Source organism: Sporosalibacterium faouarense, assembly GCF_016765695.1.
Taxonomy (GTDB): Bacteria; Bacillota; Clostridia; order Tissierellales; family VENL01; genus Sporosalibacterium; species Sporosalibacterium faouarense.
On sequence record NZ_JAETGO010000093.1, the window covers coordinates 46,985 to 60,947 of the forward strand.

The 13,963-nt window shown below is 31.1% G+C and carries 13 protein-coding genes and 1 pseudogene; all 14 read right to left on the reverse strand.

Annotated features, from left to right (window positions below; translation table 11 throughout):
* Window positions 1–5 precede the first annotated feature (5 nt).
* On the reverse strand, window positions 6–1,169 hold the full coding sequence (locus JMO20_RS18165) for a DUF3048 domain-containing protein (protein WP_202711137.1): 1,164 nt from the start codon (window positions 1,167–1,169) through the stop codon (window positions 6–8).
* An 86-nt stretch (window positions 1,170–1,255) separates the two neighbouring features.
* A complete protein-coding gene (locus tag JMO20_RS18170) occupies window positions 1,256–2,539 on the reverse strand; it encodes a hemolysin family protein (protein WP_202711138.1) in 1,284 nt (427 codons plus the stop codon).
* 15 nt (window positions 2,540–2,554) lie between these two features.
* Window positions 2,555–3,253 carry a diacylglycerol kinase gene (locus JMO20_RS18175; protein ID WP_202711139.1) on the reverse strand — a complete coding sequence of 233 codons (699 nt, stop codon included), beginning with the start codon at window positions 3,251–3,253 and terminating at the stop codon, window positions 2,555–2,557.
* A gap of 49 nt (window positions 3,254–3,302) precedes the next feature.
* Window positions 3,303–3,770, reverse strand: coding sequence for an rRNA maturation RNase YbeY (gene ybeY / locus JMO20_RS18180; protein ID WP_202711140.1), 468 nt, complete (start codon window positions 3,768–3,770; stop codon window positions 3,303–3,305).
* Window positions 3,771–5,867 (reverse strand): HD family phosphohydrolase, encoded by a 2,097-nt coding sequence (locus JMO20_RS18185; RefSeq protein WP_202711141.1) that lies wholly within the window; start codon window positions 5,865–5,867, stop codon window positions 3,771–3,773. It abuts the gene before it with no gap.
* Window positions 5,868–5,888: 21 nt separating this feature from the next.
* Window positions 5,889–6,890, reverse strand: coding sequence for a PhoH family protein (locus JMO20_RS18190; protein ID WP_202711142.1), 1,002 nt, complete (start codon window positions 6,888–6,890; stop codon window positions 5,889–5,891).
* Window positions 6,891–6,892: 2 nt separating this feature from the next.
* Entirely contained in the window at window positions 6,893–8,098 is a 1,206-nt protein-coding gene (gene yqfD, locus JMO20_RS18195) for a sporulation protein YqfD (RefSeq protein WP_202711143.1), read from the reverse strand.
* Window positions 8,099–8,109: 11 nt separating this feature from the next.
* On the reverse strand, window positions 8,110–8,388 hold the full coding sequence (yqfC, locus tag JMO20_RS18200; protein ID WP_341534061.1) for a sporulation protein YqfC: 279 nt from the start codon (window positions 8,386–8,388) through the stop codon (window positions 8,110–8,112).
* Between the two features lie 250 nt (window positions 8,389–8,638).
* Window positions 8,639–9,259 (reverse strand): HAD-IIB family hydrolase, encoded by a 621-nt coding sequence (locus tag JMO20_RS18205; RefSeq protein ID WP_202711144.1) that lies wholly within the window; start codon window positions 9,257–9,259, stop codon window positions 8,639–8,641.
* A 17-nt stretch (window positions 9,260–9,276) separates the two neighbouring features.
* A pseudogene (locus JMO20_RS20795) lies at window positions 9,277–9,583 on the reverse strand (PTS sugar transporter subunit IIA).
* Window positions 9,584–9,711: 128 nt separating this feature from the next.
* Window positions 9,712–10,263 carry a hypothetical protein gene (locus tag JMO20_RS18215; protein ID WP_202711145.1) on the reverse strand — a complete coding sequence of 184 codons (552 nt, stop codon included), beginning with the start codon at window positions 10,261–10,263 and terminating at the stop codon, window positions 9,712–9,714.
* 20 nt (window positions 10,264–10,283) lie between these two features.
* Complete coding sequence (gene floA, locus JMO20_RS18220) at window positions 10,284–11,279, reverse strand: flotillin-like protein FloA (protein WP_202711146.1); 996 nt, start codon at window positions 11,277–11,279, stop codon at window positions 10,284–10,286.
* Window positions 11,280–11,353: 74 nt separating this feature from the next.
* A complete protein-coding gene (locus tag JMO20_RS18225; protein ID WP_481133364.1) occupies window positions 11,354–12,679 on the reverse strand; it encodes an NfeD family protein in 1,326 nt (441 codons plus the stop codon).
* Window positions 12,680–12,700: 21 nt separating this feature from the next.
* The gene (locus JMO20_RS20705; protein ID WP_202711147.1) at window positions 12,701–13,786 is read right to left on the reverse strand and encodes an endonuclease/exonuclease/phosphatase family protein; all 1,086 of its coding nucleotides are present in this window, start codon (window positions 13,784–13,786) and stop codon (window positions 12,701–12,703) included.
* Window positions 13,787–13,963 lie beyond the last annotated feature (177 nt).

Sequence of the window (13,963 nt, forward strand, 5' to 3'; positions counted from 1 at the left end):
CCTCCTTAATTAAAAGAAATTTTTGTGTTTAATAGAGTCACTTGAATCCACGTTTGACCTGAATTAAACTTAATTTCCTGTCCACTATTGTTATAATATCTAGTCTTACTTCTTTCAGAATCTTTTTTCCAAGTTATATCTATAACCTTTCCATTGGTAATATAGTAACCCTTACCTTCGCCAACAATATCAATCTCTAGTCTACCAACGTCATCTATTGCAGCTGTGCTTGCTCTTTGAATAATGATATTCTTAGCCTCTATAGGCAAACCATCTAATTCATCTATATGCAGTTCGCCATCTTTATATCTTTTATATACCTTTTTTTCTTTGTCATATTCATATCTGGTCGAATTGTCTTTATTATAATTAATAGATACTTCTTCAACTTTAGAACCGTCTATATCAGTATCTTTTTCATAAAATTTAAAACCCTCATAATTTCCTTCCAATCTAAATCCTCTTGATTTCTGCATATTTCTTATTACTTCCATGCTAGAATACATATTGTTTGGTATTTCCTTACCTGTTTTATAATATCTCCAAAAACCACCGCTTGTTATACCATCAATATCAGCTAAATTAAGTCTTTCAATATAATTGTAAGCTGCCGTGCTCCCTCCAACTCTAACATAAACTGGATCATATTCTAATAAAGCAGTTACAAAATATGGTCTAGAGCTTCTAATCGGTCCGACTTGCTCTGGATCATTTATTAGAAAAATACCCATATATCTCGTATAAGGATACTCTACTCTAAACTCATATACGATCTCGGCCTGTCTTAGTCCTGCTTGCCATCTTGCATTTGGATGATTATCAAACATAATAGCAACTGGTCTTCTATTTACCTTTTCCTCTGAAGCATATATACCACTTAATGGTGAAGGTATGCCTTCTTTAACTTCTTTGTCATCGGATTTTGTCTCATCATCATCATCTTTTTGATTTAAATTATCATTTTCTTCATTAGGGGAATTACTATCAACTATTGAAAGATCATCTTTATTATCTTCACTACTTTTATCTGATACATCACTATTTTCTTGGTTTATAGCTGTCTTATCACTATCATCTCCATCAAATAATTTATCTAGAAAATCATATCCTATAACTGTGTATGCTAATACTATAATTACTGCTATACCTATCAGAATCTTCTTTTTCATTTACTTATCCCCCTTAAGTTTTCATTTGCTATATTTAGTATTTTATTAAATAGGTTATTTATCCTAATAAGTCCTTAACCTTAAAATTAATCTTTCTGCTGATTTATTTTCACTTCAATTTGCTTAATTCTTCTATTATGTAGCTTTACTACTGTCATCGATAAATCTTCTATCTCTATCATATCTCCTTGTACAGGAACTCTTCCTAAAAAACTAAAAATATATCCTCCAAGAGAATCAAAATCATCTTCTGGCAAGTCAATATCAAATATCTCATTTATTTCTTCTAATGATACTTCTGCTTTTATCAGATATTTATTTTCTTCTATTTTTTCTATCATATCTATCTCATTGTCATATTCGTCTAATATATCACCTACAATTTCCTCCAATATATCCTCAATGGTTACTAGTCCTTCAGTTCCACCATATTCATCTAATACTATTGCCATATGTATTTTCTTTTGTTGCAGCTCTCTTAAAAGATGACTAACTTTCTTGGTTTCTGGAACATAATATGCTTTTCTCATCAGACCAGAAATAGTTTTTTCTTCTATTTCAGTTCCTGAAGATGACACAAAGGGTAAAATATCCTTAGCATAAACAATTCCAGTTATATTATCAATTGTATCCTTAAACACAGGAATTCTAGAATGTCCATAGGTTATAATCATATCTAAAACCTTTTTTATTGGTTCATCCTCCGATGAAGCAACAATATCTATCCTTGGAACCATAACATCAGCTACATCTGTATCATCTATGTCAAATATTCCTTCTATCATTTCTTTTTCTTGGTGTCTTAATACACCCTCTTCCTCGCCAACATCCACCATAGATCTGATTTCTTCCTCAGTGACAAAAGGGCTATTTTCTCCAACATCTCCACCCAATATTTTTATTACAAACCCAGTTATTTTAGTTAGTATAAAAATAATTGGTCTTAAGATTTTCGAAAGAAATAATAAAGGATTTGATACCTTTACAGCAATTTTTTCAGGATTTTGAGCCGCAAAGGTTTTAGGAGTAATCTCCCCAAATATAAGAATTAATATTGTCATTATTCCAGTGGCAATAAGAGTTGCACTTCCTCCACTGCCAGTAAATATCTCTGATGTTAACTGCGTTAATATGGCAGTTGCAGCTATATTAACTATGTTATTGCCTATTAATATCGTTGTTAAAATCTTATTAAGCTGCTTTTTTATCTTCTTTAATACTTTTGCACTTTTTTCATCATGGTCTTTAAGTTGTCTTATCTTAGCTGCAGTTATAGAGGTAAGGGCTGTTTCTGAGCCAGAAAATATCCCAGACAAAGAAAGTAATACTATCATAACTCCACCTCTAACCAATATGTCAATATCCGACATTATAATCCCTCCGTATTAATCAATAAACTGAAAAATTAGTACTGTTAAAAGTATTCCAACAGTTGCACCTGCTAATACCTGTGATACAGTATGTATTTTACCTTCTATTCTACTTTCTCCAACCAACAGAGCTATTAAAAAGCTCAAGGTAGCCAAAAGGATATTTTCAGCAACAAAAGTAATTGATGTTGCTAAACTAAATGCAATGGCTGTATGTCCACTAAGTATTCCACCTTGAAATGGTGTACCAGTTTTAGTCTTTGTTTTAACTACAATAGTAATCATTATTACTAAAATCAAGCTAATAAAAGTTAAATGTATAGGTGAATTTTTAATACTAACTAGTACTATTTTAGTATATGGATTTAATCTATCAAAAAATAACAAATAAGCTACTAAAATAGCATTTAAAGCAGAAATTAACACTGCCCCAGCTGCTACATTTTTGGCAATTTCTGCCAATGGATGATATTCAGTTGTAAACATATCTATAGTTTTCTCAATTGAAGTATTAATCATTTCAGTTATTATTACCAGGGAAATAGTAAAAATTAGTAGTAATAATTCATTCCTGGTAAAATTAAAAAATAAGCTTACAATTAATATTAAGAATCCAGCAGTAAAGTGAATTCTCATATTTCTTTGAGTTTTAAGGGTATAAACTATTCCTCTAATTGCATAGTTAAAACTATCAATAATATTCCTTACCTTCATTTCAAGTCTCCTTGCATCTAATTCCCATTAAATAAATCTATTTTTTAAATCATTTTTTAAAAACTTCAAGTGACTTCATAACTTGTTTTTCTTTTTCTCTCATTATTTTCTTTTCTTCTTCAACCATATGGTCATAACCTAATAAATGGAACATACTATGAACAGCTAGGTAGAAAACCTCTCTTTTTAGTGAGTGTTCATATTCCTCAGCTTGTCTTTTGGCTGTTTCTAAAGAAATAACAATATCTCCTAATAAAACTGGAAAAAATTCACTTGGTTCCTCATCTGCTTCTCCGTCTATTAAAGGAAAGGATAAAACATCTGTAGATTTATCCTTTCCTCTATAAGCTTTATTAAGATCTCTAATTTCATTGTCATCTACAAAGGAAACACTTATTTCATAGTTAAGGGACTTACCCTCAAAACTTAGACATTCAGCAATCACTTTCTCTAAATCACACAAAATATCCTCTTTTAATTCAATACTATCTTGTCTATTGTCTACTATTAATTCCAATTACTCTGCTCCCTTCAATTCATTTAAATCTAATTTAGGGTATTCAATTCTTTCATGGAAAATACCCATCAATATATTTAAGAATGAATTTGCAATAGTATTTAAATCTCTTAAAGTTAAATCACATTCATCCAATTGTCCATCATTCAATTTATCTTTAATTATTTTTCTAACTAATCCATCTATTTTGCCCTTTGTAGGGTCCTTCATTGACCTTACAGCTGCTTCAACCGAGTCAGCAATCATAATTATTGCTGCTTCCTTAGATTGTGGCTTAGGACCTTCATATCTAAAATTAGATTCTTTTATATGGTCATTATCTTCTTCATTTATAGCCTTATGATAAAAATATGCTACAAGGGTCTCTCCATGATGCTGTTCTATTATATCCTTTATAGTTAAAGGAAGCTTATATTTCTTAGCAAATCCCACTCCATCTTTAACATGATTAGTTATAATTAATGTGCTTAGATTTGGATTTATTTTATCATGGGGGTTATCCCCACTTAATTGATTTTCTTTAAAGAAATAAGGTCTCTTTAGTTTTCCAACATCATGATAATAGGCCCCTACTCTAGCAACAAGTGGATTTGCTTTTATCGCTTCTGCTGCTGCTTCACTAAGATTCCCAACTATTATACTATGATGATAGGTACCAGGTGCTTCTAATAATAGCTTCTTTAATAATGGTTGATTAGGATTAGAAAGCTCAAGAAGTTTTAATGGAGTTATAATCCCAAACAAACTTTCCCATAACGGTAATGAACCTACTGTTAAAATAGCACAAAAAAGACCATTTAGGATTCCATACACACTTTCCTGTAAAATTAACTGTATTTCTAAATTACCAATTAATCCAAATGAAAATATAGCAAGTACATTACTACAACTCACTATCAATCCAGTTAAAAAGATATTATATCTTTGATGGGTATTTATTACACCAATAGCTCCTACCGACCCTCCTATTAGCATAACTAGAACGGTATTTATATCATTACCAGTGATTACACCTATAATTATTGCCAATATAAAGTTTATTAATATGGCAAGTTTAGCATCAATTATTATTGAAATAAGCATGGTAGCAGCTGAAATCGGCATCAAGTAGCCATCAATACCATTAAAAGTCTTAGATATCAGAATCGTTGCTAATACTATTATTGTTAATATTAATACCTTTGAGCTACTTAGTATGTCTCTATTAAATATATAAAGATATGCTACAATTATTGCTACCAAGATTAAAACGAATAGGAAAGTCCCAATTATTAATTTATAGTCTATCGTGTCTTCTTCCATTAATAAACCAGCTTTTCTTATTAAAGAAAGTGCCTTACTATCAATCTTATCTCCTTCTCTAACAATTATCTGATTTTCCTCTATTATAATAGGCTTGATCTCTGCTGCAGCTTCATCTTTCATTTGCTGAGTTACTTCATAATCTAAAAATCTATTAGGCTGAATTGTATTATTTATTATGCTTGAGCCTAAGTCCTTCTCCAAATCAGATAAGTTGTTGAGTCTACTAAATGTTTCATTTACATATTTCTTTTCATAATCTATTTCTTCTGCTTTAATACCATTAGGCATTATTTGATTAATAATATCATATATATTACTTTCCAGCATAGTAAGAGTCTCTTCATTCATATTAATTGCTACTCTTAATAAATCTTCCGATAAGCTTATATCTGAATCCTTTTCAAGAATAAATATCTTTCTATTAATAAGCTCATCCTCATTTGCCTTTACATCCCTAACTAGCTGAAAAAAGACTTTTATTCTATTTTTCATCTTTACCTGTATAGATGGATCAACTCTATGTCTAGGCTCAACTGCATCCATGGCAGCATTTTTTAACTCCTGAGTTGCCTGCTCATCCACTATATCTTTCGTCGCCCTAATATCCTTAGGAGCTAAATCTCCTATCCCTATACTTATTTTTTCTGGAGCTACATTTGTTACTACTATACCAAATAATAGTCCCATAAAAATAACTGCTAGTATTAATTGCTTAACTAGAGATTTGCTTAAAAATCGGAATATGAAATTGTCCTTAAGTTTGTCCATTTTCTTGTTATTAAAAGATAACATGGAAAACCCTCCATATTAAAATTATTTCTTTTTTTTGTTATTACCAGAATTCTTACTTTTCTTTTTCTCAAAATTTTCGTATGCTTCTATAATTCTTTGAACAAGATGATGCCTAACCACATCTTTTTTTCCAAGATATACGAAAGATATTCCTTTTACTTTATCAAGTATATTAGTAACTTTTTTCAACCCAGAGTTTTTACCACTAGGCAAGTCAATTTGTGTTATATCTCCAGTAATAACTGCTTTAGAACCAAAACCTAGTCTAGTCAAAAACATTTTCATTTGTTCAGCTGTAGTGTTTTGTGCCTCATCCAATATGATAAAAGATGAATCTAAGGTTCTACCCCTCATATATGCTAAAGGAGCAATTTCAATTAGACCCCTTTCCATATATTTTGTATAGGTTTCAGCGCCTAAAATATCAAAAAGTGCATCATATAAAGGTCTAAGATATGGATCAACCTTCTCTTGCAAATCACCTGGCAAAAATCCGAGACTTTCACCTGCTTCCACTGCTGGTCTTGTAAGTATAATCCTACTAACTTCATTATTTTTGAATGCCTTGACTGCCATAGCCATAGCTAGATAAGTTTTACCTGTACCTGCTGGACCTATGCCAAATACAACATCATTCTCTCTTATAGCATCGACATAGGTTTTTTGTCCTAATGTCTTAGGTTTTATAGTTTTTCCAGAAGCAGTTACACATATTGTTTTATCAAGTAGTCCCTTTATCTCGGCTTCCTGTCCTTCTGCTACTAAATTAATAGCATATCTTACTTGTTGCTTATTGAGACTACCTTCTCTTTCTAACATTTGAATTAATTCTCGTAGAAGTTTTTCTACTATAATTACACTAGATTCCTCTCCAAGTATTCTAATTGCACCTTCTCTTGACACAATATCTACACCGAAGGTATTTTCTATAATTTTTATATTTTCATCATAATTTCCAAATAATTCACTAGTGAAATCTGTACCTTCGATTTCAATTCTTCGTTCTTTTGTTTCTTTTTCCAAAGTTAATCCTCCTCAAAATCATTTGTTGTGATTTTATATTTATCCCCTATATCTTCAATGACTTCTACTGAAACAGTAGTTGTGAGAATATTATCTTCAACTAAGTATTTTACATCTTTAGATATAACCTTTACCCCTTCTGGTAACTCTTCCATCAACTCCTGAACTCCTTTTACAGATGTCATCTTTTTTAAAGAATCAATATTGCGAGTTACTTTATTTACTTCTACTTCTTTATATTTATGCTCAACTATCTCAAGAGGTAAACTAAACTCCTTCCAATTTAATACCTTTTTATGATTTATTTCTTCAACGTAATCTGAAAAAGGAATTTCACCATTTATTAATTGAATTCCTTTGCTTCCAAATTTAATTTCCTTAGTTGTAAAAACTTTACCAGTTTCTTCTTTTATTTCTTTTACTATAGGTTCTTTTAGTACTTTATTATACCATGTTTTAGCTAAAACTTCTCCTTCAGAATGAACTAAAAGAGGGTTCTCCAACCTTTCATCATCAATTATCCCTGATATTAGTATCTGTCCTTCCTTAACTATATCGCCTTTTTCTACAATACTCTTTCCATTCTTAGCAATAATCTTTTCAATTACAGCCTTTTTCTTTGCTATAATATGACATGGATAATCTCTATTTTCTTGATCGGGTTTTAAGTCACTTTCCTTTATTTCTACTAATAGTTTCGTCCCTTTTATTTCAACTCTTGCAAATGACAGGGATTCAATATTAGTTAACAATCCTTTCTTAATTACATCAACATCAATTTTTCTCTTAAATGTGCCAAAATCTATACCCATAACTTCTAGCTTGTTCAATATCTCTTCTTTTGATATTCTTTCATTTCCCTGTATATCTATCGACCATATAAACGACGTCAAAAAAAATAAGATAGAGACTGCAACCACAAACCCAAAAGCAAACATCTTTCTATACTTGAATTTGTGTATAAAAAAAGGATAACCATTTTTAGTTATAATATTAATCCTACATCCAACTCTTTTTACTACAGGCTTCAATGCCTTAAATCCCTTTATACTCACTTTAGCTTCTAAAGTTGTATAATCTGACCTTACAATATCCCATAAATAAATATTTCTAGCTATTGCAAGATTGATAAATTTCTCAAGGGTGAGTCCTTCCACTCTAATAATAACATATCCTCGAAAATAATTCCATAATCTAATAACCAGCAATATTAGCCCTCCTATTCTTGAAATTCTAGTTCTGCAATTTCTCCTACTACTATTACTTCTTCAGTTACTATATTTCTTATATACATGTCCTTACCAGTAATCCTAAGGATACCAATATTGGTATTGATTCTTATTCTTTGTTTACTATATTCTATAATTCCTTTGTGGTTTTCTATATAAACCTGAAGGTTACCAATCATAGTTATTTTAGGTAAATCTAAAACAATATCCTTAGGAAGCTCTAAGATTTCAGATAAACTAGACTTTATTTCATCCATTCTTTTTCTCACATAAAGACCTCCTTTATATATAAAATTTATGCTTATACTTCTATGTGTATTACTGAAACAAATATAAAAAGGCGGCGAAAAAAATTCGCCGCTTCTTCCATACCAATTATTATTCATAATGTAATATACCTATAATTTAAATATATCTTTGACATTTTTGAGCTATGAAATGAATATTTTACAACTTCCATCTGTCTATCTACATCATTTCAAATGTAATTCAATCATTTTTCTTTAATCCTTAAGAAAACTATTGACAATCTTTACTCAACATGTATTTTATCACAAAAGCAACTCCGTGTTCATTATTTGTTTTGGTTGTAAAATCACACATTTCTTGTATTTTCTCATCAGAGTTTCCCATGGCAACACTAAGTCCTGCCATCTTTAACATTGATACATCATTTAAATTATCTCCAATAGCCATTACATCCTTCATTTCTAGCCCTAGGTAATTTGCAAGAGTCTTTATTGCTATTCCTTTTTGGGCATTTTCATCATTAAATTCGAGATTTCCATGACCAAAACTTGTGATTACCAATGATTCAATTCTATTAAGGCTAGATTTAATATGCTCTAGTTTTTCATGCTTGTGTGAAAATGCAAGTATTTTATACACTTCTGAGTCTTCATCATTGATTATTTCCAAATAATCTTTCACTATCTGAATATCTTCGTCTTTAAATCGCTTTTTCCCAAAATCAAGGATTTCTTCTTTATTTAATTGAACTTGTGCTGTTTGAAAGATATCTAAAATAACTTGTAAATATTTCTCATAATCAGTTGTAAATCCACCCTTATTTGTAAATAGCTCTATATGAAAATCCTCCTTAAAATGTATAATGATAGATATGGCTGCTTTTAGTAACAACCATACCTACTACATTATTAAGCTTTAATTTTCATTAAATTCTCATCAAGCTCAACAGTTTTTTGTTCTGTTACTTCTAAGCTTTCAAAGCTATTATGATTCGTAATAATTACTGGTGTTACGACTTCATACCCTGCTTTTTTGATCTTCTCAATATCAAATTCTATAAGTAAATCTCCTACATTTACTGTATCTCCTAACATATGCCGTGAAGTGCTCTCCTTCTAATTGGACTGTATTAATTCCTACATGAATAAGGATTTCTACTCCTTCTTCTGAAATGATTCCAATTGCGTATTTTGTTTTAAATAATGTCTTAACTATTCCACTTACTGGTGCAACTACACGTCCTTCAGTATGTTACTGTTAAGTAAAAGCTGATAAGATTATCTTAATTGCTGTAAAAGGAAGAACCATTAAGTGGTTATCCACCTAATGGTCCCTATTATCTGTTACTTTGCTTTGCGTAATGCCTTGGGTTTGGAAAGAATCTCTGACATAATAATTCCCTTTACTATATCTTCTCTATCGAAATTATAGTCCATACTTACATTTCCTATTTCATTTTGCCCTATGACATCACCTATTTCATCTTTTACTTTCTTTATTGCTTTTTTCTTTTTCATTCTATTTAGTTTTTCTTTTCTCTCTTGAAACTCTTCTGTCCACTCCATAGTGTAGCCTTCTCTAGAAGCTTTGTTCTGTTTCGACCTTTCCTTTGATTTGAAAAGATCTAAATCTTTTTCATATGAAGTTTTTGAACCGTAATCTTCTCTGCTTTGATATTCCTTGTCATAAGACATTCCATGGTCTCTTGGATAATCGTCATTATAGTCAGAAGAGGTCTTCTGGTCATAGTTCTCCAGATTTTCTCTGTCTTTTATTACAGTTTTGCCGCCTGAATAAGGATTTTTATTAGTAACTTCTTTCTTATCCTTAAATGTCTTAATAATTAATGGGATTCCTATAATTATAACAAGCCTTAATATATCTCCAAAATCCATTTTAACACTTCCTTAAATTATTACTCATCTTGTTTCTTATTGTCATTTGGTTTATTGATATTCGAAATTGAATCCCTCATATCTGTATCTGCCATTATATTCTTCATATTGTAATAATCCATTGCTCCAAGATTTCCATCATTAAGTGCTTTAGCCAATGCTAGAGGTACTTCTGCCTCTGCTTCAACCACCTTAGCTCTCATTGATTGAACCTCAGCCTTCATTTCTTGTTCCTTAGCTACAGCCATTGCCCTTCTTTCTTCGGCCTTAGCTTGAGAAACTCGCTTATCAGCTTCTGCTTGATCAGTTTGCAACTGAGCACCGATATTTCTTCCTACATCTACATCTGCTATATCTATTGATAAGATTTCAAATGCAGTACCTGCATCTAATCCTTTGTCAAGAACTGTTTTAGAAATAAGATCTGGATTCTCAAGTACATTCTTATGAGCCTGGGCACTACCTACAGTTGTAACTATACCCTCTCCAACCCTTGCTATGATAGTTTCTTCACCGGCTCCACCAACAAGTCTTTCTATATTAGCTCTTACTGTAACTCTAGCCTTAACCATAACTTCTATACCATCCTTAGCTACGGCTGCAACCTTTGGAGTCTCTATCACCTTAGGGTTAACGCTTACTTGAACTGCTTCTAGAACATTACGTCCTGCTAAGTCTATTGCAGCCGCCTGCTCGAACTCAATATTTATATCTGCCCTCTGTGCCGCGATTAAGGCATCTACTACAGTGTTTACATTTCCACCTGCAAGATAATGGGCTTCTAGCTTATCTACACCTAATTTTAGCCCTGCTTTTGTAGCTTTGATCATTGGATTAACAATTCTTGATGGTGCAACCCTTCTAAGTCTCATACCTATTAAAGTAAAGATACCTATTTTTACTCCAGAGAAATATGCAGTAATCCATAATCCAACTGGAATAAAGCTAAAGAAAATTGATAATACAATGATAACAACTATTGCAATAATAATTATTGGTATTAATGATGTTGGCATAAAATATCCTCCTTATTTTTTTATTTTTAGAAATTTAGGAATTTGTATATTAGAATTTTATCTAAATTCCTAAATTAATTAACCTTTCTTACAATAACTTTTCCACCTTCTACCTTTACAACCTTTACTTTACTACCCTTTTCAATAAAATCTCCTTGAGAAACAGCGTCTACTCTGTCATCGCCAATTAATATAATTCCCGCTGGACGAAGAAAACTAATTGCTTCCCCTTCTTTTCCTAAATATTTGTTCATATATGATATTCCTATGTACCCTTTGTCTTTATCTTGATTCTCTTTTAATATGACTTTACTAAGGTATGGGCTCTTATATCCATATTTAATTAGAATTATAAGGACAACAGCAGATATTACAATGGCTAAAGTTAGTGAAAGTAATGCAGCTTGGATTGAATTCGTTGCTAAAACTATACTTATAGAAATAGCGACTATACCTCCAATACCTGTAATACCGAAACCAGGTATCAACGCTTCAATTATTATTAAAACAACCCCTGCTAGGAAAATTAAGACTACTCCTAAACCTGAGTTCCCTGCCAGGATATTGCCACTAAAATATAGAGTAAAGGCAATAAAACTTAAAGTCCCACCTGCTCCAAACCCTGGTGCCATGACTTCAATTACAAAACCAACAAAGCCTAGAATTATTAAGATTCCACTTATATAAGGATCGGATAAAAGACTAGCTATATGAGTTCTCAATGTTGGTGAAGAGCTAACAATATTGTTATAGTCAATATCTAAGTAATTTAGTATTTCTTCGTAATCATTTGCAACCACATCTGCTAAACCTAATTCCTTTGCTTTTGTTGAATTTAGATTTAAAAGCTTCCCTTCCTTCACAACTCCTGGTATTTCAATGCTTTTATCTGCCATAGCTGCTACTAGTTGAGGATTTCTCCCATTGCTTTCAGCAGCATCCCTTAACCAACTGACCCACATAGATAAAACCTTCTCGGTATTAGGTATAGTTTCTGCTGACCCTATTGTTGAACCGTCTGACATGGCAATTTTATCACTAGAAATAGTTATTAGCACGCCTGCCGACTCAGCTTTTGTGTTCACATATGATATGGTAGGTATATCTAAACCAGATATTAGCTTCCATATTTTTTCAGCCTCATTTATGTATCCTCCATAAGTATCTATTTCGAATATAATAGCTTTTGGATTTCTAGTCATAATTTCATTTACTTCTGATTCTACATATTGATATGTAGCTTTAGTTATGTTGCCTTTTATAGGTACTATATATACATTTCCATCTTGTTCATCAGCCCTTACAGCAAATCCAGTAAGTATTATGATACAAATAGTAATTAAATTAATAATCCTAAAAGTTCTCTTCTTAAAAATAATATCACCTCCCGTAGGATATATAAACTAATCCTGTAGATTAAACTATGGTAATTTTATGTTTACTATTACAGGATAATGGTCTGAATAATCAACCCTTTTAACATCATAATCATCTACATTGTATCTCTCACTTATAAAAATATAATCTATTCTTGAATTGTTTTTCTCAGAATTCAAAGTGTTTATCGTAGTACTAGCTGTTTTAACAGCAGAATCATCTATAATGTTCTCCATTTTTGATATATTTGGGTCATTTAAAGTAGTATTTAAGTCCCCCATCAATATTATATCTTCCTTATAAATCTCCGAATATGATTTCAATATATTAAATTGTTTTTCCCTCTCTTCTTTACTTAATCCTAAATGAGTCACTATCAAATTTGTAGAATCACCATTTAGCCATATGGTAGCTTTTAATATCCCTCTATTCTCTTTTCCTTCCATGATAATATTATTATAATCAGTTATTGGATATTTACTCAATATACCATTTCCATACTTTCCTCCGAGACTTCCCGTATTAGGACCGTAAGCATAATACATACTCAAACTATTGGCGAGCTCCTTAATCTGATCCTCAAATCCACTTCTTAGCATACGTTTATCTAGCTCTTGAAATCCTACTATATCTATATTTTCCTCTTCAATTAGCTTCTTAATACTATCTAATGTATCAAGCCCAAATTTATTATTACCGTGGCTTATATTATAGGTCATGACCTTCAAGCTATCCACTTTATGTTTATCTGTAAACTCAATAGTTCTAAAAGGAATGGCACTAATATATTCTTCAACTAGTCTATCATTAATAAAAAGTTTAATTTTATCATCATCAGTAAATCTTACATCTGTACTTGATATTATAAATTCATTGTAGCTATTACCATTTTCCTTTACTATACCGTAGCTATCTTGATATATCTTTGCCTTAAGCTCTTCATTTTTTGAAACTATTTCACCTAAAATTTTTTTATTATCTAATGGAGTTAATATCCTAATAAACATATTATTATCACTTTTTATAACCCTTAATCTTACGTCTACTCGAGAAAAGGCGCCAGAAAAGTGACTAAATCCAGCTATAAATAATGATATTAACAAAAAAGAAAACATGGTTTTCTTTACCACAAACCTTCCCCCTTATAAATTTTTTCAAAATTTCTGATAATATAATTTTAACATCTTTCCTTTTAAATGTATAGTAAATTAGGTTAAATGTACGCTTTAACATCTTAGTTGTCAGTATATTTGTTCCAATTTACATTTAGCTTTAGCTATTGAAACTAAACCTTAATAAAAGTGATG